A 24,525-nucleotide genomic window follows, 5' to 3' on the forward strand; every position below is an offset into this window, starting at 1 on the left:
CGTGGGACGCGGTCGGAAGACGGGCGAGGACGGAAAGCGGCGGCGCTCCGTATTGGCCGGAACACAGGGCGTTGGCTCCGGGATCGTGCGGGCGATGCGCGCCCCCGGAGGGAACTCGGGGTGAAAGGGGACGGGGAAACCCGGTCAGTTCTGTGGTCATTCTCTTTGAATTTCTGCCCGCCGGTGTCGTGCCGGACCAGAATCCGGGCGTGAAGCAAACCCCCTGCGACCGGGAAAGCACCGCTTGATGTCCACCGAGTACGTTCCCCTTTCGGCCGCTCAGCAGAGCGTCTGGTACGCGCAGCAGCTGGCTCCGCGGACGCCGATCCAGATCGCGCAGTACATCGAGATCGAAGGCCCGGTCGACCACGGGCTGTTCGACCGGGTGGCGCGCATCGCGGCCCACGAGTCGCCGGCGATGAACGCCCGGCTGGCCGAACGGGACGGCCTTCCGCACCAGATCCTCGACCCGGACGCGACCGCCGCGATCCCGCTCGTGGACCTGTCCGGCGAGCCCGACCCCGACGCCGCCGCGCGGGCGTGGATGCGGGCGGCGATGGCGGAGCCGCTGCCGCTGGACGGCGAGCGCCTGTACTCCACGGCCCTGCTGCGGCTGGCCCCCGGCCTGCACCGCTGGTTCATCCGGTCGCACCACGCGATCCAGGACGCCTACAGCGGATCGATCGTCAGCCGCCGCGCCGCCGAGATCTACACGGAGCTGGCGGGCGGCGGCGAGTACGTCCCGGCGGAGGCCGGCGACTACCGCCGGGTCCTCGCCGAGGAGGAGGCCTACCGGACGTCGGAGCGGTTCGAGCGGGACCGCGCCTACTGGACCGAGCGGTTCGCCGACCGGCCCGTCGCGGTGTCGCTGTCGGAGGAGATGGCCGAGCCGACCGCCGACTACCTGAGCCTCATCTCGGTCGTCCCGCCGGACCGGACCGCCGAGCTGGCGGCCGGGGCGCGCCGGCTGCGCACCGCGACGCAGGGCCTGGCGATCGCGGCGACGGCCGCGTACGTGGCGCGGATGACGGGCACCGAGGACGTGATCCTCGGCCTCGCCGTCGCCGGCCGCGCGACGCAGGTCGCGCTGGAGACCCCGGCGATGCTGGCGACGGTCCTGCCGCTGCGCGTGCGCGTCCGGCCGGACATGACGGTGGACGAGCTGGTCCGCGCGGCGACGCGGGCGAGCGCCCGGGCGCTGCGCCACCAGCGGTACCGGCGCGAGGACCTGCTGCGGGACCTGCGGCTGCTCGGCGAGCGCCGCCGCCTCCACGGGCCGGTCATCAACATCATGGCGTTCGACTACCGGCTGGACTTCGCGGGCCTGCCGGCGCGGATGCACGCGATCACCACCGGGCCGATCGACGACCTGTCGATCAACATCTACGACAACCTCGACGGCGCGGGCATGCGCGTCGACTTCGAGGCCCACCCGGACCTGTACACCGAGGACCAGGTCGGCGCGCACCTGGACCGCTACATCCGGTTCCTCGGCGCCCTCGCCGACGTCGACCCGGCCACGCCGCTCCGCGAGGTCGAGCTGCTCGACGGCGCGGAGCGCTCCCGCGTCCTGGAGGAGTGGAACGACACGGCGGCGCCCGTCGAGCCCGCCGTCGTCCCCGGCCTGTTCGAGGCGCAGGCCGCCCGCACGCCGGACGCCCCCGCCGTCGCCCACGGCGGCACGACCCTCACCTACCGGGAGCTGGACGAGCGCGCCAACCGCCTGGCCCGCCACCTGATCGGGCGGGGCGTCGGCGCGGAGGACTTCGTCGCGCTGGCTCTGCCGCGTGACGAGAACCTGGTCGTGGCGGCGCTGGCGGTGTTGAAGGCGGGTGCGGCCTACCAGCCGATCGACCTGGCCTATCCGGCCGACCGGGTCGCCTACATGCTGGACGACGCCGCCCCGGCCTGCGTCATCACCACGTCCGGGGCCGACCTGCCCGGCACCACCCCGCGCGTCGAACTCGACGCCCTCGACCTGGCCGGGCACCCGGCGGTGAGCCCCTCAGACGCCGAACGCGTCCGGCCCCTCCGTCCGGGCAACGCCGCCTATGTCATCTACACGTCGGGGTCGACGGGACGTCCCAAGGGCGTCGTCGTCTCCCACGCCAACGCCGTCGACCTGTGCGCCTGGGCGGAGAAGGACTTCGGCCCGGACCGGCTCGCCCGCGTGCTGTTCTCCACGTCCCTCAACTTCGACGTGTCGGTGTTCGAGTGGCTGACGCCGCTCACGGTGGGCGGACGCGTCGAGGTCGTCCGCGACCTGCTGGAGGTCGCCGAGCGCGGCGGCTGGTCCGGGACGCTGGTCAGCGGCGTCCCGTCGGCGATGTCGGCGCTGCTCGCCGCCGGGCCGCTCTCCCTGGACGCGGGGGACGTGGTGCTGGCGGGGGAGGCGCTCCCGGCGCGGCTCGTCCAGGACCTGCGCGCACTCCTGCCGGGCGCGCGGATCTCCAACATCTACGGCCCGACCGAGGCGACCGTCTACGCGGCGGCCTGGTACGACGACGGCAACGCCGCCGGCCGCGCCCCGATCGGCGGCCCGATCGCCAACACCCGCGCCTACGTGCTGGACGCGTCGCTGAGGCCCGTCCCGGCGGGCGTGCCAGGCGAGCTGTACCTCGCGGGCGACGGGCTCGCGCGCGGCTACCTGCGCCGCCCCGGGCTGAGCGCCGACCGGTTCGTCGCGTGCCCCTTCGGCGAGCCGGGCGGCCGGATGTACCGGACGGGCGACCTCGTCCGCTGGGACGAGCGGGGCCGGATCGAGTACCTCGGCCGCCTCGACCACCAGGTGAAGGTGCGCGGCTTCCGGATCGAGCCGGGCGAGATCGAGGCGGCGCTGTCGGCCCACCCGGCGGTGGCGCAGAGCGTGGTCGTCGCGCGGCGGGACGGCGCGGGCGACACCGTCCTCGTCGCCTACGTCGTGGCGGACGGCGCGGAGGCCGCAGACCTGAGGCGTTCCGTGGCCGCCGTGCTGCCCGAGTACATGGTCCCGTCGGCGGTCGTCGCCCTGGACGCGATGCCGCTGAACCCGAACGGCAAGCTCGACCGTGCCGCGCTCCCGGCGCCCGGCCTGGCCGGCCCCGCGGGCGGGCGCGAGCCGCGCGACGCCCGCGAGGAGGCGCTGTGCGCCGCGTTCGCCGAGGTCCTCGGCGTGGAGCGGGTGGGGATCGACGACAACTTCTTCGACCTCGGCGGCGACTCGCTCAAGGCGACCCGCGTGGTGTCGCGGGCCCGCGCCGCGCTGGGCGCCGACCTGGGCGTCCGCGCGCTGTTCGAGGCGCCGACCGTCGCCGCGCTCGTCGCCGTGCTCGGGGAGGCCGCCGGGGACGCCCGGCCGAGGCTCGTCCCCGGCGAGCGCCCGGAGCTCGTGCCCGTGTCGTACGCGCAGCGGCGGCTGTGGTTCATCCACGACCTCGAAGGCCCGAACGCGACCTACCACATCCCGATCCCGCTGCGGCTGACCGGCGAGCTGGACGTCGCCGCCGTCCGCGCCGCGATGCGCGACATGACGGCGCGCCACGAGGCGCTGCGCACGGTGTTCGTGCAGGTCGAAGGCGAGCCTTACCAGCGGATCCTCCCCCCGGCCGAGGCGGCGCCGGAGCCGGAGTTCACCGATCTCTCCCTTCTCGGGGAGGCGCCGGAGGGCCTGCGCGCGGCGGTGCTGGAGGCCGCGACGCGCGGGTTCGACCTGGCCGCCGAGCCGCCCGTCCGCGCGCACGTGTTCCGCCTCGCCGAGGACGACCACCTGCTCCTGCTGGTGATGCACCACATCGCCGGGGACGGCTGGTCGATGGAGCCGCTCGCGACCGACCTCATCACCGCCTACGCCGCCCGCGCCGCCGGGGACGCGCCGCGCTGGGAGCCGCTGCCCGTCCAGTACGCCGACTACGCCCTCTGGCAGCGGGAGGTCCTCGGCGACGAGGACGACCCGGACAGCGTCATCGCCGCGCAGCTGGCCCACTGGCGCGAGGCCCTCGCGGGCCTGCCCGAGGAGCTGGCCCTCCCCGCCGACCGGCCGCGCCCGCCGCAGGCCACCTACCGGGGCGCCCAGCATCCCTTCACGCTCCCGCCCGCCCTGCACGAGGCGCTGTCCGCGCTCGGCCGCGACCACCGCGCCAGCCTGTTCATGGTGCTCCAGGCCGCGCTCGCCGGCCTGTTCACCCGGCTCGGCGCGGGGACGGACGTGCCGATCGGCTCGCCGGTGGCGGGCCGCTCCGACGAGGCCCTGAACGACCTGGTCGGCGTGTTCGTCAACACGCTCGTCCTGCGCACCGACACCGCGGGGGACCCGGCGTTCGCCGAGCTGCTCGCCCGCGTCCGCGAGGCCGACCTCGCCGCGTTCGCCCACCAGGACGTCCCGTTCGAGCGCCTGGTCGAGGTGCTGAACCCGCGGCGGTCGATGGCGCGGCACCCGCTGTTCCAGGCGATGATCTCGATCCAGAACGATCCGTCCGCCCGGGTCGCGCTGCCCGGCCTGACGGTCGCGCTGGAGCCGGTCGACCCGGGCGTGTCCCGCTTCGACCTCGCGCTCCTGGTGGACGAGAGGCGCGACGGCTCCGGCGCCCCGGCCGGGATCGCCTGCCGGCTGGAGTACGCGCTCGACCTGTTCGACCCCGAGACGGCCGCGTCGATGGCGGTCCGGCTGGAGCGGCTGCTGGCGCAGGTCGCCGCCGACCCGTCCCTGCCGCTCAGCGCCGTCGACCTGCTGGACGACGGCGAGCGCGACACGCTGCTGCGCGGCTGGAACGCCACGGACCTGCCCGTCGCCCCGGCCGTCGTCCCCGAACTGGTCGAGGCGCAGGCCGCCCGGACGCCGGACGCCTCCGCCGTGGTCGCGGGCCGGGCGCGGCTCGCCTACGCCGAACTGAACGCCCGCGCCAACCGCCTGGCCCGCCACCTGATCGGGCGGGGCGTCGGCGCGGAGGACTTCGTCGCGCTGGCTCTGCCGCGTGACGAGAACCTGGTCGTGGCGGCGCTGGCGGTGTTGAAGGCGGGTGCGGCCTACCAGCCGATCGACCTGGCCTATCCGGCCGACCGGGTCGCCTACATGCTGGACGACGCGGCCCCGGCCTGCGTCATCACCACGTCCGGGGCCGACCTGCCCGGCACCACCCCGCGCGTCGAACTCGACGCGCTCCCCTTGGAGGGGCTGCGCGGCGACGACGTCACCGACGCCGAACGCGTCCGGCCGCTGCGTCCCGCGAACCCCGCCTACGTCATCTACACGTCGGGGTCGACGGGACGCCCCAAGGGCGTCGTCGTCTCCCACGCCAGCGTCGTGGACTTCTGCGCTGAGTCGGCGGCGAGCTACGGGCCCGACCGGATGGCGCGGGTGCTGTTCTCCACGTCGCTGAACTTCGACGTGTCGGTGTTCGAGTGGCTGACGCCGCTCACCGTCGGCGGCGAGATCGAGGTCGTCCGCGACCTGCTGGAGGTCGCCGAGCGCGGCGGCTGGTCCGGGACGCTGGTCAGCGGCGTGCCGTCCGCGGTGTCGGCGCTGCTGGCGCGCGGCGGCCTGCGGCTGGAGGCGGGCGACGTGGTGCTGGCGGGGGAGGCGCTGCCGCCGCAGCTCGTCCGGGACGTCCGGGCGCTGCTGCCGGACGCCCGCGTCTCCAACATCTACGGCCCCACCGAGGCGACGATCTTCGTCACCGGGTGGTACGACGACGGCAACACCGAGGGCCTGGCGCCGATCGGCCGTCCGATGGCCAACACCCGCGCCTACGTGCTGGACGACCGGCTCGGCCCCGTCCCGGTCGGAGTGCCCGGCGAGCTGTACCTCGCGGGCGACGGCCTCGCGCGCGGCTACCTGCGCCGCCCCGGCCTGACCGCCGACAGGTTCGTCGCCTGCCCCTTCGGCGAGCCGGGGGAGCGGATGTACCGGACGGGCGACCTCGTCCGCTGGAACCGCGCCGGCCACATCGAGTACCTCGGCCGCCTCGACCACCAGGTGAAGGTCCGCGGCTTCCGGATCGAGCCCGGCGAGATCGAGACCGCGCTGTCGGCCCACCCGGCCGTGACGCAGAGCGTCGTGCTCGCGCGGCGGGACGCGGTCGGCGACACCGTCCTCGCCGGCTACGTCGTCGGCTCCGCGAGCCCGGCCGAGCTGCGCGCGTTCGTCGCCGGGACGCTGCCCGACCACATGGTCCCCTCCGCGATCGTCGTGCTGGAGGCGATGCCGCTCACCCCGAACGGCAAGCTGGACCGCGCCGCGCTCCCCGAGCCGGACTTCGCCGCGTCCCTCACCGCCCGCGGTCCCCGCGACGCCCGCGAGGAGATCCTCTGCGGGATCTTCGCCGGCGTCCTCGGCCTGGAGCGGGTCGGCGTCGACGACGGGTTCTTCGACCTCGGCGGCGACTCCCTCAAGGCGACCCGCGTCGTCGCCCGCGCCCGCGCCGCGCTGGACGTGGAACTGCCCGTCCGGGCGCTGTTCGAGGCCCCGACCGTCGCGGGCCTCGCCGAGTACGTCGCCTCCGCGGAGGGCGCCGGGCGCCCCGCGCTGCGGGCGGTGGAGCGTCCCGTCCCGCTGCCGGTGTCGTACGCGCAGGAGCGGCTCTGGTTCCTGAACCGGCTCGAAGGGCTCAGCGCCACCTACAACATGCCGATCCCGCTGCGGCTGACCGGCGCGGTCGACCCCGAGGCGATGCGGGACGCGCTGCGCGACGTCGTCGCCCGGCACGAGCCGCTGCGGACGCTGTTCGCCGACGCCGACGGCGAACCGCACCAGGTGGTCCTCGCACCGGACGCGGCCGGCCCGCGCCTGACGGTCGGCGAGCCCGACGACCTCGGCGCCGCCCTCTTCGCGGACGCCACCCGCGGCTTCGACCTGTCCGCCGAGCCGCCCGTGCGCGCCCACCTCTACCGGGTCGGCGAGGACGAGCACCTGCTCCTCATCGTCCTGCACCACATCGCCGGCGACGGCTGGTCGATGGCGCCGCTCGCCCGCGACGTCATCGCCGCCTACCTGGCCCGCCGCGACGGCGGCGCCCCCGGCTGGGCTCCGCTGCCCGTCCAGTACGCCGACTACGCGCTCTGGCAGCGCGGCCTGCTCGGCGACGAGCGCGACCCGGAGAGCCTCGCCGCGCGCCAGATCGCCTACTGGAAGGACGCCCTCGCCGGGCTGCCCGACCAGATCAGGCTGCCGCACGACCGCCCGCGCCCGGACCGCGCGTCCTACCGGGGCGGCCAGGTCGCCTTCGAGGTCCCGGCGGAGCTGGCGGACGGGCTGCGCGTCCTCGCCCGCGACCACCAGGTCAGCGTGTTCATGGTGCTCCAGGCCGCGCTCGCCGCGCTGCTCACGCGCCTCGGCGCCGGGACGGACGTGCCGATCGGCTCGCCCGTCGCGGGCCGCACGGACGAGGCCCTGGACGACCTCGTCGGCGTCTTCGTCAACACGCTGGTGCTGCGCACCGACACCTCCGGCGACCCGTCGCTGGCCGCGCTGCTCGCCCGCGTCCGCGAGACCGACCTCGCGGCCCACGCCCACCAGGACGTCCCCTTCGAGCGGCTCGTCGAGGTGCTGAACCCGGCGCGGTCGCTGGCGCGGCACCCGCTGTTCCAGGTCATGCTGACCCTGCAGAACAACCCCGAGGCGTCGGTCGAGCTGCCGGGCCTGAACGTCGCCGTTGAGCCGGTGGACGCCGGGGTCGCCAAGTTCGACCTGGAGTTCCTCCTGGAGGACGCCCGCGACGGCGGGGGCGGCTACGCGGGGACCCTCGAATACGCCCTCGACCTGTTCGACCGCGGGACCGCCGAGCGGCTCGCCGGCTGGTACCGGCGGACCCTGGAGGCGGCCGTCGCCTCCGGCGGCGCCGTCACCGTCGGCGCCCTCGACCTGCCCGGCGCCCCGCTGGACCTCCCGGAGGAACCGCGGGCCGCGGAGGGGCCGGGGGAGAAGCGCCTCGTCGCCTACGTCGTCGCCGCGCCGGGCCAGACCCTCGACCCCGAGGAGCTGCGCGCCCACATCCGCGCGAGCCTGCCGGAGTCGATGGTGCCCGCCGCCGTCGTCGTCCTGGACGAGATGCCGCTCACCCCGAACGGCAAGGTCGACGCCAGGGCGCTGCCGAAACCGGAGCCGGCGACCGCCCCGGCGACCGCGTACCGCGCCCCGGCGGGGGAGGCGCAGGAGGCCGTCGCCGCCGTCTTCGCCGACCTGCTCGGCGTGGACCGGGTCGGCGCCGACGACGACTTCTTCGCGCTCGGCGGCAACTCCCTCATCGCGATGCGGGTCGTCAGCCGGGTCCGCCGCGCCCTCGACGTCGAACTGCCCGTCCGGGCGCTGTTCGAGGCCCCGACGGTCGCGGGCCTCGCCGCCCTTCTCGGCCGCGGCGCCGTGCCCGTGCGCCCCGCGCTGGAGCCGCGCGAGCGCCCGGACGTGATCCCGCCGTCCTACGCCCAGCAGCGGCACTGGTTCCTCAGCCGGTTCGAGGGACCGTCCGCCACCTACAACATGCCGACCGCGCTGCGCATCCGCGGCCCGCTGGACGTGGACGCGCTCCGCGCCGCCGTCGGCGACCTCGTCGAACGGCACGAGTCGCTCCGCACTGTTCTGCCCGACGGCGGGGGAGTGCCGCGCCAGCTCATCCTGGACGCGGCCGCGGCGCGCCCCGAACTGGAGATCGCCGGCACCACCGAGGCGGAGCTGCCCGCGCGGCTCGCCATGGCCGCCGGGTACGCCTTCGACATCTCCGCCGAGCCGCCGCTGCGCACCCACCTGTTCCGGGTCGGGCCCCAGGAGCACGTCGCGCTGCTGCTCCTGCACCACGTCGGCGGCGACGGCTGGTCGATGGCGCCGCTGGCCCGCGACTTCGTCACCGCCTACGCGGCCCGCACCGGCGGCACGGCCCCGGAATGGGCGCCGCTGCCCGTCCAGTACGCCGACTACACGCTCTGGCAGCGGGACCTGTTCGGTTCCGAGGACGATCCCGGCAGTTTGATCTCTCGGCAGATCGCGTACTGGCGGGAGGCGCTGGCGGGGTCGCCGGAGGAGCTGCCGCTTCCGACGGACCGGCCGCGTCCCGCCCAGGCGTCCTACCGGGGCGGGACGGAGCGGTTCCGGCTCGGCGCCGGGGTCCGCGCGGGCATTCAGAAGATCGCGCAGGAGACCGGCGCCAGCCCGTTCATGGTCGTGCAGGCCGCGTTCGCGGCGCTGCTCACGCGGCTGGGCGCGGGGACGGACGTGCCGATCGGCTCACCGATCGCGGGCCGGACCGACGAGGCGCTGGACGATCTGGTCGGCATGTTCGTCAACATGCTCGTCTTCCGCACCGACACCTCCGGCGACCCGTCGTTCCGGGAGCTCGTCGAGCGGGTGCGGGAGACCGACCTCGCCGCCTACGCGCACCAGGACGTCCCCTTCGAGCGGCTCGTCGAGGTGCTCAACCCGCCCCGCCACCTGGCCCGCCACCCGCTGTTCCAGGTAGGGCTGACGTTCCAGAACAACCCCGAGGCGCGGCTGGAGATGCCCGGCTTCAGCGCCGAGCTGGAACCGCTCACCGCCGGGGTGTCCCGCTTCGACCTGCTGATGATCCTCACCGAGCGGGAGGACGGGTTCGACGGCGAACTGGAGTACGCGCTCGACCTCTACGACCCGGCCACCGCGCGCGGCCTCGCCGAGCGGTTCGAACGGTACCTGGAGTCGCTGCTCGCCGACCCCGACGCCCCCGTCGGCGCCGCCGACGTCCTGTCGCCGCAGGAGCGCTCGCTGGTCCTCGGCGACTGGGCGGGCGGTTCCGCGCAGCCCGCCGGACAGGCCACGATTTCCGCGCTGTTCGAGGCGCGGGCCGCGGTTCGTCCGGGTGCTGTGGCGGTGTCGTTCGAGGGTGTGTCGTGGACGTTCGGGGAGGTGAATGCTCGGGCGAATCGTCTGGCTCGGCGGTTGGTCGAGGGGGGTGTGGGGCCTGAGCAGTTCGTGGCTTTGGCTTTGCCGCGTTCGGCGGATCTGGTGGTGGCGATCCTGGGGGTGCTGAAGGCGGGTGCGGCGTATGTTCCGATCGACCCGGACTACCCCGAAGAGCGCATCGCTTTCATGGTGGAGGACGCCCGCCCGGTCCTGACCCTGCGCCCGGAAGATCTCGCCGATCTGGACGCGGCCGGGTACGAGGACACCGACCTCGGCGTCGCGATCTCCCCAGAGCATCCCGCGTATGTGATCTACACGTCGGGTTCGACGGGGCGTCCGAAGGGTGTGGTTGTTCCGCATCAGAACGTGGTGCGGTTGCTGCGTTCGTGTGAGGAGTGGTTCGACTTCGGTCCGGGTGATGTGTGGACGCTGTTCCACTCCTATGCCTTCGACTTCTCGGTCTGGGAGCTGTGGGGTTCCCTGCTTTATGGCGGCAGGCTCGTCGTCGTCCCCTACCTGACGTCCCGTTCGCCGGACGACTGCCTCGCTCTCCTGGAGCGGGAGCGGGTGACCGTCCTCAACCAGACGCCGTCGGCGTTCTACCAGTTGATGGCCGCCGACAGGCAGAACCCAGGCAGGGATCTTGCGCTGCGCTACGTGGTCTTCGGCGGTGAGGCGCTCGACCTGGGCCGCCTGGAGGACTGGTACTCCCGGCACGACGAGGGTGCCCCGCTCCTCGTCAACATGTACGGGATCACCGAGACCACGGTTCACGTCTCGTACGTGGCGCTGGACCGCGTCTACGCGGCGACCGCGCCCGGCAGCGTCATCGGCACCGGCATTCCCGACCTGCGTGTCTACGTCCTCGACGCCCGCCTCCAGCCGGTCGCGCCGGGCGTGGTCGGTGAGCTGTACGTCGCTGGTGCGGGTCTGGCGCGCGGGTATCTGAATCGGCCCGGCCTGTCGGCCGAGCGGTTCGTGGCCGACCCGCACGGCGAGCCCGGGACCCGCATGTACCGGACGGGTGACCTCGGCCGCTGGCTCGCCGGCGGCAGGCTCGAATACCTTGGGCGCGGGGACCAGCAGGTGCAGTTGCGCGGGTTCCGGATCGAGCCGGGCGAGGTCCAGGCCGCCCTGACCAGGCACGAAGACGTCCGCGACGCGGCCGTCGTGGTCCGCGACGACCGTCTCGTCGCCTACGTGGTGGGCGACGGAGTCGACACTGCTGAGCTGCGCCGGTTCGTCGCGAAGACCCTGCCCGACCACATGGTTCCGGCGGTGGTGGTGGAGTTGGACGCGCTGCCGTTGACCTCCAACGGCAAGCTGGACCGCAAGGCGCTGCCCGCTCCGGATCTCGCGGCGAGGGTGTCCTCCCGGACGCCGCGCACTCCGCGGGAGGAGACCCTGGCGCGGCTGTTCGCCGAAGTCCTCGGCCTGGAACGAGTCGGGATCGACGACGGGTTCTTCGACCTGGGCGGCGACTCCATCATCGCCATCCAGCTCGTCTCCCGCGCCCGCCAGTCCGGACTCGTCATCACCCCCCGCGAGGTCTTCCAGCACCAGACCGTCGAAGAACTCGCCGCCACCGCCAGACCGGTCGGCGAAGACGAGGAGATCGAGGCGGAGGCGCCGGGCGCCGGGGTCGGGCCCGTCCCCCTCACACCGGTCGTCGCGTGGCTGCGCGACCGGGTGGACGGCGACGCGTCGCTCATCGGCGGCTTCCACCAGGCGATGCTGCTGCGCACGCCGCCCGGCCTCGGCGCCGAGCGGCTGACGGCCGCGCTGCGGACCCTCCTCGACCACCACGACGTCCTGCGCCTGCGCCTGGACGTGGACGGCGACCGGTGGCAGCCGGTCGTCCGCCCGCGGGGTTCGGCCGACGCCGCCGCCCTCGTCACCCGCGTCGACGTCGCGGGCCTGGACGCCGACAAGGTCCAGGCCGTCATCGCCGAGCAGGCCGCCGCCGCCCGCGACCGCCTCGACCCGGCCGCCGGGACGGTCGCGCAGCTCGTCTGGTTCGACGCGGACCGCGAGCAGGGGCGCCTCCTCGTCGTCCTGCACCACCTGGTCGTGGACGGCGTGACCTGGCGCATCCTGCTGCCCGACCTCGTCACCGCCTGGTCCGGGGGAGAACTCCAGCCGGTCGGGACGTCGTTCCGCCGCTGGGCGCAGAAGCTCACCGCCGCCGAGCGGGGCGGGCAGGACCTGGAGGACTGGCTCGACATCGTCGACGGCCCGCCGCAGAAGCTCGCGGACCGCCCGCTCGACCCGCGCGTGGACATCGCGGCCCGCGCCCGCTCGCTCACCCTCGACCTGCCAGCGAACGTCACGGGGCCGCTGCTCGCCGACGTGCCCGCCGCGTTCCACGGGCGCGCCAACGACGTGCTGCTCGCCGGCCTCGCCGTCGCCGTCGCCCAGTGGCGCCGGCGCCGCGGCGGCCGCGGTACCGGCGTGCTGGTCGACCTGGAAGGCCACGGCCGCGAGGACTCCGTGCCCGGCGTGGACGTCTCGCGCACGGCCGGCTGGTTCACCTCGATCCACCCCGTCCGGCTGGACGCGGGCGGCGCGGCGGGCGGCGCGGCCGTCAAGAAGGTGAAGGAGCAGCTGCGCGCCGTCCCGGACGTCCTCGGCTACGGGCTGCTGCGCCACGTGGACGGCGACGCGGAGCTGGCCGAGGTCCCGCCCGCGCAGATCGCCTTCAACTACCTCGGCCGGGTCGCGGACGGCGGCGACGGCGCCGACTGGACGCTCGCGCCGGAGGAGCTGCCCGCCGGGGAGGACCCCCGCATGCCGATGGCGCACGTCCTGGAGGTCGACGCCCTCACCCGGGACCTGCCCGCGGGCCCGGTGCTGTCGGCGACCTGGACGTGGCCCGGCGGCCTGCTGGACCCCGCCGACGTCCGGGAGCTGGCCGAGGACTGGTTCGCGGCGCTGCGCGGCCTCGTCGCGGACGTCGCCGGCGGCGCGGCCGGCGGGTTCACCCCGTCCGACCTGCTGGTGGAGCTGGACCAGGGCGAGATCGACAAGCTGCAGACCGCGTGGAGGCAGAAGAAGTGAACCGGGGCGACCTCGAGGACATCCTGCCGCTGTCGCCGCTGCAGCAGGGCTTCTTCTTCCACGCCCTCTTCGACGCGGGCGACGGCGACGTCTACACGGCCCAGTTCGTCCTGGACCTGGAGGGCCCCCTCGACGCCGCCGCGCTGCGGACCGCCGCCGCGACGCTCCTGCGCCGCCACCCCAACCTGCGCGCCGCCTTCTGGCACGAGGACCTGTCGCGTCCGGTGCAGGTCGTGCCGCGCACCGTCGAGCTGCCGTGGGAGGAGGTCACCGCCGCCTCCGGCGCCGAGGCCGACGCCGTCGTGCTCCGGGAGCGGGCGCGCGGATTCGACATGGCGGCGCCGCCGCTGCTGCGGTTCGTCCTCGTCCGCACGGGCCCCGAGCGGCACCGCCTGATCTTCACCAACCACCACATCCTGCTGGACGGCTGGTCCACGCCGATCATGGCGACCGAGCTGTTCCTGCTGTACATGCAGGGCGGCCACGACGCGGGGATGCCGCGCGTCACCCCCTACAAGAACTACCTCGCCTGGCTCGCCGCGCAGGACCGCGCCGCCGCCGAGGACGCCTGGCGCCGCGCGCTGGACGGCGTCGAGGAGCCCAGCCTCGTCGCCCCCGAGGCCGCCGCCCGCGCCCCCGAACCCCCCGAGCGCACGATCACTGCGCTGGACGAGCGCACCACCCGCCGCCTCACCCGCGCCGCCCGCCGCCGCGGCGTCACGCTGAGCACCGTCCTCCAGGGCGCCTGGGGCCTCGTCCTCGGGCGGTACCTCGGCACGGGCGACGTGGTGTTCGGCGCGACCGTGTCGGGCCGTCCCCCCGAGCTGCCCGGCATCGAGCAGATGATCGGCCTGTTCATCAACACGCTGCCGGTCCGCGTCCGCTACCGGCTGGACGAGCCGCTCGGCGCGCTGATGGAACGCCTCCAGGAGGAGCAGACCGAACTCCTCGCCCACCACCACCTCGGCCTCACCGACATCCAGCGGGCGGCGGGCCACGGCGGCGCGCTGTTCGACACGATGACGGTGCTGGAGAACTACCCGTTCGACCCGTCCTCGCCGGACGGGTCCCTCAACGGCGTCCGCATCGCCGCGGCCGACTCCTACGACGCCACCCACTTCCCCCTGTCGTTCGTCGCCGTCCCCGGCGAGAGCCTCTCGCTCCGCCTGCACTACCGGCCCGACGTCTTCGAGGCGCCCGCCGTCGAGGCGCTGCTCGGCCGCGTCCGCCGCCTCCTGGAGGCGTTCGCCGAGGACGCGGACCAGGCGATCGGCGCGGTGGACCTCGCGGGCGACGCCGGGCGGGCGGCCCTGGCCGCCTGGAACGACACCGCCGCCCGCGTCCCGTCCGGCACCGTCCCGGCCCTGTTCGAAGCCCAGGCCGCGCGCACCCCGGACGACACCGCCCTCGTGTGCGGCGACGCCCGGCTGACCTACGCCGACCTGAACGCGCGCGCCAACCGGCTCGCCCACGAGCTGATCGCGCGGGGCATCGGCCCCGAGGACCGCGTCGCGCTCGTCCTGCCGCGCACGCCCGAGATCGTCGTCGCGATCCTCGGCGTCCTGAAGGCCGGCGCCGCGTACGTGCCCGTCGACCCCGAGTACCCGGCCGACCGCGTCGCCTCCACCCTGGACGACTGCCGCCCGGCCCTGACCATCACCGCCGGCGGCTTCCCGGACGCCGCCGGACGCCCCTCCCGCGACCCCGCCGACGGGGACCGCGTCCGGAGCCTCCGGGCCGGCAACGCCGCCTACGTCATCTACACGTCGGGATCCACCGGTCGCCCCAAGGGCGTGACCGTCCCGCACGTGGGCGTGCTCAACTACTTCGAGGCCCACCGGGACGCGTTCTTCGACCCGGCGATCGAGGCCGCCGGCGGCCGCCGCATGCGGTTCGCCCACCTGGCGTCGTTCTCGTTCGACACGTCCTGGATGGGCCTGCTGTGGATGATGTACGGCCACGAGCTGCACCTGATCGACGACGAGACCCGCCGCGACGTGGAGGCCTACACCGCGTACGTGTCGCGCGAGCGAATCGACCTGGTGAACACCACCCCGTCGCACTTCACCTCGCTGCGCGAGGCCGGACTGCTGGACGCCGACGGCCGCCACCTGCCCTCGCAGCTCCTCCTCGGCGGCGAGGCGGTCGGCGAGAGCCTGTGGGCGGACCTGCGCGCGGTGCCCGGCCTCACCACCCGCAACTTCTACGGGCCGACCGAGTCGACCATCGACACCATGAACGCGGTGGTCGCCCGCGGCGAGCGCCCCACCGTCGGCGCCCCCTACCGCAACACCCGGGCCTACGTCCTCGACCGCGCGCTCCAGCCCGTCCCGGCCGGCGTCCCCGGCGAGCTCTACCTCGCGGGCGCGCAGCTGGCGCGCGGCTACCACGACCGTCCCGGCCCGTCCGCCGAGCGGTTCGTCGCCGACCCGTTCGGCGCGCCCGGCGAGCGCATGTACCGCACCGGCGACCTCGGCCGGCGGCGGCCGGACGGGACGGTCGAGATCCTCGGCCGCACCGACGACCAGGTCAAGATCCGCGGCTTCCGGGTGGAGCCCGGCGAGATCGAGAACGTCCTCGCCGGATGCCCGGGCGTCGTGCGGGCCGCCGTCGTCGTCCGCGAGGACCGGCCGGGCGAGCGGCGCCTCGCCGCCTACCTCGTCGCGCCGGACGCCGACGCCGAGGCCGTCCGGCGGTACGCCGCCGAGCGGCTGCCGGGCCACATGGTTCCGTCCTTCACCGTCCTGGACGCGCTGCCGCTCACCGTGAACGGCAAGCTCGACCGGGCCGCGCTGCCCGCCCCGGGCACCGAGACCCCGGCCGGACGCGCGCCGCGCTCGCCGCGGGAGGAGATCCTCTGCGGGCTGTTCGCCGAGATCCTCGGCGTGCCGAAAGTCGGCGTGGACGACGGCTTCTTCGACCTCGGCGGCGACTCCCTCACCGCGACCCGCCTCGTCAGCCGGATCCGGTCCGCGCTCGGCGCCGAACTGCCCGTCCGCGCGCTGTTCGAGGCGCCGACCGCGGCGGGCCTCGCCGAACGGCTCGCCGAGGCGGAGGGCGACGTCCGCCCGCCGCTGGTGCGGGCCGGGCGCCCGGACGTCGTCCCGCTGTCGCACGCGCAGCAGCGGCTCTGGTTCCTCAACCGGTTCGAGGGCGCCCCCGCGACGTTCAACATGCCGATCGCGCTGCGCTTGGACGGCGCCCTCGACCTCGCCGCGCTGCGCGCCGCGCTGGCCGACGTCGTCGCGCGCCACGAACCGCTCCGCACGATCTTCCCCGACCGGTCGGGGGCCGCGCGGCAGCTCGTCCTCGACCCGGCCGACGCCCGCCCCCGCCTCGACGTCGCGGAGGTGGAGGAGAGCGCGCTTCCGGCGGCGCTGGCCGCGGCGGCCGGGCAGGGCTTCGACCTGTCGGTCGAACCGCCGCTGCGGGCCCGGCTGTTCACGCTCGGCGACGGCGCGCACGTCCTCATGCTCGTCCTGCACCACATCGCGGCGGACGGCTGGTCGATGGCGCCGCTGGCCCGCGACGTGATCCTCGCCTACGCCGCCCGCGCGGAGGGCCGCGAGCCGCGGTGGGCGCCGCTGCCCGTCCAGTACGCCGACTACACGCTCTGGCAGCGGGACCTGTTCGGTTCCGAGGACGATCCCGGCAGTTTGATCTCTCGGCAGATCGCGTACTGGCGGGAGGCGCTGGCGGGGTCGCCGGAGGAGCTGGCGCTTCCGGCGGACCGGCCGCGCCCGGCGCAGGCGTCCTACCGGGGCGGGACGCACGCGTTCGAGCTGGACGCCGAGATCCACGCCGGACTCCTGGCCCTCGCCCGGCAGAGCGGCGCGAGCCTCTTCATGGTCGTGCAGGCCGCGTTCGCGGCGCTGCTCACGCGGCTGGGCGCCGGGACGGACGTGCCGATCGGCGCGCCCATCGCGGGCCGGACCGACGAGGCCCTGGACGATCTGGTCGGCATGTTCGTCAACATGCTCGTCCTGCGCACCGACACCTCCGGCGACCCGTCGTTCCGGGAGCTGGTGGGGCGCGTGAAGGAGACCGACCTCGCCGCCTACGCGCACCAGGACCTGCCGTTCGAGCGGCTCGTCGAGGTGCTGAGCCCGGCGCGGTCGATGGCCCGGCATCCGCTGTTCCAGGTCGTCCTGTCGTTCCAGAACAACCCCGGGGCGCGGCTCGAACTGGACGGCCTGACCGGCGGCGCCGAGCCCCTGGCGGCGGGCGCCGCCAAGTACGACCTGTCCCTCTACCTGGAGGAGCGGCACGGCGGCGACGGCGCGCCCGGCGGCATCGAGGCCGGGCTCGAATACGCCCTGGACCTCTTCGACCCCGCCACCGCCGAGGCGATCGCCGGCCGGTTCGAACGCCTCGTCCGCGAACTCGTCGCCGACCCCGACGCGCCCATCACCACCGCCGAGATCCTCGACCGGGGCGAACGGCGCACGCTGCTGCGCCGCTGGGCGGGCGGCAGGGGCGGCGACGTCCCGCGTACGACGATTCCCGCGCTGTTCGAGGCGCGGGCCGCGGTTCGTCCAGATGCTGTGGCGGTGTCGTTCGAGGGTGTGTCGTGGACGTTCGGGGAGGTGAATGCTCGGGCGAATCGTCTGGCTCGGGGGTTGGTGGAGCGGGGTGTGGGGCCTGAGCAGTTCGTGGCTTTGGCTTTGCCGCGTTCGGCGGATTTGGTGGTGGCGATCCTTGGGGTGCTGAAGGCGGGTGCCGCGTATGTTCCGATCGATCCGGACTACCCGGAGGAGCGCATCGCCTTCATGGTGGAGGACGCCCGCCCGGTCCTGACCCTGCGCCCGGAAGACCTGGAGGGGCTGGACGATCCCGGCCTTCCCGCGACTGACCTCGGCGTCGCCATCGACCCCGACCACCCCGCGTATGTGATCTATACGTCGGGTTCGACGGGGCGTCCGAAGGGGGTGGTGGTTCCGCATCAGAACGTGGTGCGTTTGCTGCGTTCGAGTGAGGAGTGGTTCGACTTCGGTCCGGGTGATGTGTGGACGCTGTTCCACTCCTACGCTTTCGACTTCTCGGTCTGGGAGCTGTGGGGTTCGCTGCTTTATGGGGGCAGGCTCGTCGTCGTCCCCTATCTGACCTCGCGTTCGCCTGAGGACTTCCTCGTTCTTCTGGAGCGGGAGCGGGTGACCGTCCTCAATCAGACGCCGTCGGCGTTCTACCAGTTGATGGCCGCCGACGGGCAGAACCCGGGCAGGGATCTGGCGCTGCGCTACGTGGTCTTCGGTGGTGAGGCGCTCGACCTGGGCCGCCTGGAGGACTGGTACTCCCGCCACGACGAGAGTGCCCCGCTCCTCGTCAACATGTACGGGATCACCGAGACGACCGTGCACGTCTCGTACCTCGCCCTCGACCGCGTCCACGCGTCCACGGCGACGGGGAGCCTGATCGGCACCGGCATTCCCGATCTGCGCGTCTACGTCCTCGACGGCCGCCTCCAGCCGGTACCGCCGGGCGTCGTCGGCGAGTTGTACGTCGCCGGTGCGGGTCTGGCGCGCGGGTATCTGAACCGGCCCGGCCTGTCGGCCGAGCGGTTCGTCGCCGACCCGCACGGCGAGCCCGGCACCCGCATGTACCGGACGGGCGACCTCGGCCGCTGGCTCGCAGGCGGCAGGCTCGAATACCTCGGGCGCGGTGACCAGCAGGTGCAGCTGCGCGGGTTCCGGATCGAGCCGGGCGAGGTCCAGGCCGCCCTGACCAGGCACGAAGACGTCCGCGACGCCGCCGTCGTGGTCCGCGACGACCGTCTCGTCGCCTACGTCGTCGCGTCCGGCGCCGACACGGCCGAGCTGCGCCGGTTCGTCGCGAAGACCCTGCCCGACCACATGGTTCCGGCGGTGGTGGTGGAGTTGGACGCGCTGCCGTTGACCTCCAACGGCAAGCTGGACCGCAAGGCGCTGCCCGCTCCGGATCTCGCGGCGAGGGTGTCCTCACGGGCGCCGCGCACTCCGCAGGAGGAGACGCTGGCGCGGCTGTTCGCCGAAGTCCTCGGCCTGGAACGGGTCGGGATCGACGACGGGTTCTTCGACCTGGGCGGCGACTCCATCATCGCCATCCAGCTCGTCTCCCGCGCCCGCCAGTCCGGACTCGTCGTCACCCCCCGCGAGGTCTTCCAGCACCAGACCGTCGAAGAACTCGCCGCCACCGCCAGACCGGCCGGCGAAGACGAGCAGGCCGAGGCGGAGGCGCCGGGCGCGGGCATCGGCCGCGTCCCGCCCACGCCGATCATGCGCTGGTTCCAGGAGCTGCGCGGCCCCGTCGACGGCTACAGCCAGCGCATGCTGCTCCAGGTCCCGCCGAACCTCGGCGCCGACCGGCTGACCGCCGCGCTCCAGGCCGTCCTGGACCACCACGACATGCTCCGCCTCCGCGTGGACGGCGCCGGGTTCGAGGTCGCCGAGCCCGGGACCGTCGACGCCGCGCCCCTCGTCCGCCGCGTGGACGTCGCCGGCCTCGGCGCCGCGGACCTGCGCGCCGTGCTGGCCGCCGAGGCGGAGGCCGCCCGCCGGGCCCTCGACCCGGCGGCCGGGACCATGGCGCGGCTCGTCTGGTTCGACGCGGGCCCCGCCGCGTCCGGGCGCCTCCTGCTCACCCTCCACCACCTGGCCGTGGACGGCGTCTCCTGGCGGATCCTCCTGCCCGACCTCGTCACGGCCTGGGCCGGGGGAGACCTCGCCCCCGTCCCGACCTCGTTCCGCCGCTGGGCGCAGCGCCTCGCCGCCGAGGCGTCCGATCCCGCCCGGACCGCGGAGCTGCCGCTCTGGGACGACGTCCTCGCCACCCCCGACCCGCCGCTCGGCTCCCGCCCGCTGGACCCGGAGACGGACACGTTCGGGACCGCGGGGCACCTCACCCTCGACCTGCCCGCCGACGTGACCGGGCCGCTGCTCGCCGACGTGCCCGCCGCGTTCCACGGGCGGGTCAACGACGTGCTGCTCACCGGCCTCGCCCTCGCCGTCGCCGAATGGCGGCACGAGCGCCGCGCCTGCGACGAGACCGCCGTCCTGGTCGACCTCGAAGGGCACGGCCGCGAGGAGATCGTCCCCGGCGCCGACCTGTCCCGCACCGCCGGATGGTTCACCACGATCCACCCGGTGCGGCTCGACCCCGGGCGGCTGTCGCCCGCCGACGTCCGCGAGGGCGGGCAGGCCGTCGGCACCGCCCTCAAGCGGGTCAAGGAGCAGCTGCGCGAGATCCCCGACAACGGCATCGGGTACGGGCTGCTCCGCTACCGCGAACCCGTCGTCCGCGCGGGCGGCCACCCCCAGATCGCGTTCAACTACCTCGGCCGGTCCGCCGCGCCCGAGGCGACCGACTGGGGACCGGCGGACCAGGCCGACGCCGACGCGCTCGGCGCCGGGCAGGACCCCGCGCTCGGCCTCGTCCACGCCGTCGAGGTCAACGCCCACACCCGCGACCTGCCCGGAGGACCCGAGCTGTCCGCGACGTGGACGTGGGCGGGCGGCCTGTTCGACGCCGCCGCGATCGAGGACCTCGCCGAGCGCTGGTACGCGGCCCTGCGCGGCCTCGTCGCGCACGTCGTGGACGGCGCCGCCGACGGGCCCGTCGGCGGGTTCACACCGTCCGACCTGTCCCTGGTGGACGTCAGCCAGGAGGAGATCGACGAGCTCGCCGCCGAGCTCGACGGCGAATGGGAGCTGGATTGAGCACGTCGCAGCTTGAGGACATCCTCCCGCTGTCCCCGCTACAGCAGGGCCTGTTCTTCCACGCCCTCTACGACTCGGGCCACGACGTCTACACGGCGCAGATCGTGTTCGACCTGCGCGGCCCCCTCGACACCGGCGCGCTCCGCGCCGCGGCCGCGGCCCTTCTGCGCCGCCACGCCAACCTGCGCGCCGGGTTCCGGCAGCGCAAGGAGGGCTCGCCCGTCCAGGTCGTCCACCGCACGGTCCGGCTCCCGTGGCGGGACGAGGACCTGTCCGCCCTGCCCGGGCCGGAGCGCGAGGCGAAGGCACGCGAGCTGGCCGACGCCGAACGCGCGCGGCCGTTCGACATGACCAGGCCGCCGCTGCTGCGCTTCCTGCTCGTCAAGCTGGCGGACGGCCTGCACCGCATGGTGTTCACCAACCACCACATCCTGCTGGACGGCTGGTCCACGCCCGTCCTGCAGACCGAGCTGTTCGCGCTGTACCTGGCCAAGGGCGACGGCACCGGGATGCCGCGCGTCGCCCCCTACAAGAACTACCTCGCCTGGCTCGCCGCGCAGGACCGCGCCGCCGCCGAGGACGCCTGGCGCAGCTCGCTCGACGGCGTCCACGAGCCCACCCTCGTCGCCCCGGGCGCGGTCGGACACGCCCCGGGCGCGGTCGGACACGCCGCCGGTGCCCCCGGACGCGTCCGCACCCGCCTCACCGAGGACCTCACCTCCGCGCTCGCCGCCCGGGCCCGCGCCCAGGGCGTCACCCTCAACACCGTCCTGCAACTGGCGTGGGGCACGCTGATCGGCCGCCTCACCGGCTCGGCCGACGTGGTGTTCGGCGCCGCGGTCTCGGGACGCCCCCCGGAGCTGCCCGGCGTCGAGCAGATGATCGGACTGTTCATCAACACGCTGCCGATCCGCGTCCGCGTCCGCCCCGCCGACACGGTCGCCGGAGCGCTGACGCGCCTCCAGGACGAGCAGGCCGCGCTGATGCCGCACCACCACCTCGGCCTGTCCGACATCCAGCGCCTCACCGGCGCCGGGACGCTGTTCGACACCATGACCGTCCTGGAGAACTACCCGTTCGACCCGGACGCCGCCGGCACCGACCTCGGCGGCCTCACCCTCCACGACGTCGACGGCTACGACGCCTCCCACTACCCGCTCACCTTCGCCGCCGTCCCGGGCCGCGGCCTGTCGCTGCGCATCGACCACCGCACCGACCTGTTCACCGCGGACGACGCGGCCCGCCTGATGCGCCGGCTCGTCCGCGTGCTGGAGGCCGTCGCCTACCGGCCCGACCTGCCCCTCGGCCGCATCGAGGTGCTGGACGACGACGAGCGCGCCCGCGTCCTCGCGGACTGGCAGGGCCCGGCGACCGGCCGCCGCCCGCGGACCCTCACGGCCCGCTTCGCCGAGCAGCGGGCGAGGACCCCGGACGCCGTCGCCGTCCGGGCCGCCGGGGAGTCGCTGACCTACGCCGGGCTCGACGCCCGCGCGAACCGGCTGGCGCACCGCCTCGCCGGCCTCGGAGTCGGCCCCGACACCCCGGTCGCGGTGCTCCTCGAAAGATCCGCCGACATCGCCGTGGTCTCGCTGGCGGTCCTCAAGGCGGGCGGAGCCTACGCCCCGATCCACCACGGCTACCCGCCCGAGCGGATGGCCTGGGCGGTCGCGGAGGTCGCCGCGCCCGTGCTCGTCGTCGACACGCCGATGCGCGACCGCGTCGCGGGACTCGGCACCGCCGCGCGGATCCTCGTCGTCGACGACGACCCCGAGCTCGGCGCCCAGCCCGCGACGGGCCCGGCCGTCGAACCCCACCCGGAGCAGCTCGCCTGCGTGCTGTTCACCTCCGGCTCCACGGGCGTGCCCAAGGGCGTCATGCTGCGGCACCGCGACGCGGTCGACCTCGCCACCGACGGCCGGCTCGGGGACGGGGCGCACGACCGCGTCCTCGTCCACTCGCCCCACGCGTTCGACGCGTCGGTCTACGAGCTGTGGACGCCGCTGCTGCGCGGCGGGACGGCCGTCGTCGCGCCGCCCGGCCACCTGGACGGCGCGGCCCTCGAAGAGATCATCGCCGCGGAGGAGCTGACCGGCCTGTTCCTCACCACCACCCTGTTCAACCTCGTCGCCGACGAGCGGCCGCGGGCGTTCGCGCGGCTCCGCGAGGTCCTCACCGGCGGGGAGGCGGGCTCCCCGGCCGCGATCCGCAAGGTGCTCGCCGCCTGCCCGGACACCGAGGTCGGCAACGTGTACGGGCCCACGGAGGCCACCACCTACACCACCATCGCCGGGCAGCGGGCGCCGCTCGGCGACCCCGGCGAGACGTCCGCCGTGCTGGGCCGCCCCATCGGCGACATGCGCGTGTACGTGCTGGACGCGGGGCTGCGCCCCGTCCCGCCCGGCACCGCCGGCGAGGCCTACATCGCGGGCGCCGGGCTCGGCCGCGGCTACCTGCGGCGGGCCTCCCTCACCGCCGAGCGCTACGTCGCCGACCCGTTCGGCGCGCCAGGCGACCGCATGTACCGCACCGGCGATCTCGTCCGGTGGCGGCCGGACGGCACCCTCGAATACCTCGACCGCGCCGACCTCCAGGTCAAGGTCCGCGGGTTCCGGATCGAGCTCGGCGAGGTCGAGGCCGCCGTCGCCGCCCATCCCGCCGTCGCCAACGTCGCCGTCGTCGCCCGCGAGGACGTCCCCGGCGCCAGGGCCCTCGTCGCCTACGTCATCGCGCCGGACCTGCCCGCCGCCGGGCACGGCCTGCGCGACTTCGTCAGGGAGCGGCTGCCCGAGTACATGGTGCCCGCCGCGTTCGTCCTGCTCGACACGTTCCCCGTCGGGCCCAACGGCAAGCTCGACCGGCGCGCCCTCCCCGCCCCCGACTACGGCGGGGCCGCCGCGGGACGCGCCCCCCGCACCCCCGAGGAGGAGCGCCTCTGCGGGATCGTCGCGGACGTCCTCGGACTCGACCGCGTCGGCGCCGACGCCAGCTTCTTCGACCTCGGCGGCGACAGCATCGCCGCGCTGAAGCTCGCCACCCGGGCCCGGCAGGCCGGCGTCGAGCTCACCCCCCGCGACGTGTTCACCCACCAGACCGTCGAGGCGATGACCAGGGTCGGCGATCCCCAGGACCGGCTGGGCTTCGAGGTGCTGCTGCCCATCCGCACGGCCGGGGCGCGGCCGCCGCTGTTCTTCGTCCACCCCGCGGGCGGCCTGGCCTGGGGGTACCTGCAGTTCCAGCGGCACCTCGGCCCCGACCAGCCGATCTACGGGCTGCAGGCCCGCGCGTTCACCCGGTCCCGGCTGCCGGAGTCCGTCGCGGAGATGGCGGTCGACTACCTGGCGCAGGTCCGGGCCGTCCAGCCGTCCGGCCCCTACCACCTCGCGGGCTGGTCGCTCGGCGGGCTCGTCGCCTACGAGATGGCCCTGCGGCTCCAGGCCGCCGGGGAGCGGGTCGCCCTGCTCGCCCTCATCGACGCCTACCACGGCCAGGACCTGGAGACCGAGCGCCGCGAGATCCTCCCCGAGCTTCTGGAGGCGATCGGCGTGGACGCGCGCATGGTGGCCGAGGACGGCGCCCCCGACATGGCCCAGATCATGGCGGTGCTCGCCGAACGCGACGACGCGCTCGCCACCCTCGGCGAGGACGACCTCGTCAACGTCTACCGCAACTACGAGAACGGGCTCCGCCAGGCGGAGGAGTACCGGCCCGGTCGCTACCGCGGGGACGTCGTCTTCTTCACCGCGCTCCGCGGCCGCACCGAGGACTCGCCCACCGGCCCCGCCAACTGGGGGCCGCTCGTCGACGGCGGGATCGAGGACTACCCCCTCGACGTCGACCACCACCTGCTCATGGAGCCGGGCCCGGCCGCCGAGATGGGCGCCGTGCTCGCCGCCAGACTCGACAAACTGCGCAGCAGCCGCTGAAAGCCAGGGAAAG

General features: G+C 74.7%; 3 protein-coding genes. All 3 read left to right on the forward strand.

All coding sequences use genetic code 11. The features are described 5' to 3' along the window. Window positions 1-247: 247 nt before the first annotated feature. From ACQEU6_RS44755 to ACQEU6_RS44765, 3 genes are read left to right on the forward strand one after another with little or no spacing between them, the layout of a single operon-like run. Window positions 248-12,898 (forward strand): amino acid adenylation domain-containing protein, encoded by a 12,651-nt coding sequence (locus tag ACQEU6_RS44755; protein WP_499339879.1) that lies wholly within the window; start codon window positions 248-250, stop codon window positions 12,896-12,898. Next, entirely contained in the window at window positions 12,880-20,589 is a 7,710-nt protein-coding gene (locus ACQEU6_RS44760; protein WP_499339880.1) for an amino acid adenylation domain-containing protein, read from the forward strand. Before ACQEU6_RS44755 ends, ACQEU6_RS44760 begins: the two co-directional genes overlap by 19 nt. Beyond that, the gene (locus ACQEU6_RS44765; protein ID WP_499339881.1) at window positions 20,586-24,512 is read left to right on the forward strand and encodes an amino acid adenylation domain-containing protein; all 3,927 of its coding nucleotides are present in this window, start codon (window positions 20,586-20,588) and stop codon (window positions 24,510-24,512) included. Before ACQEU6_RS44760 ends, ACQEU6_RS44765 begins: the two co-directional genes overlap by 4 nt. The last annotated feature ends 13 nt before the right edge of the window (window positions 24,513-24,525 follow it).

It is taken from the genome of Spirillospora sp. CA-108201, from assembly GCF_050936235.1.
Lineage (GTDB): Bacteria > Actinomycetota > Actinomycetes > Streptosporangiales > Streptosporangiaceae > Spirillospora.

What these genes read in the sequence shown, in the direction of transcription:
- ACQEU6_RS44755 (WP_499339879.1), top strand. Translation starts at nt 248, where the DNA reads ATGTCCACCGAGTACGTTCCCCTTTCGGCCGCTCAGCAGAGCGTCTGG.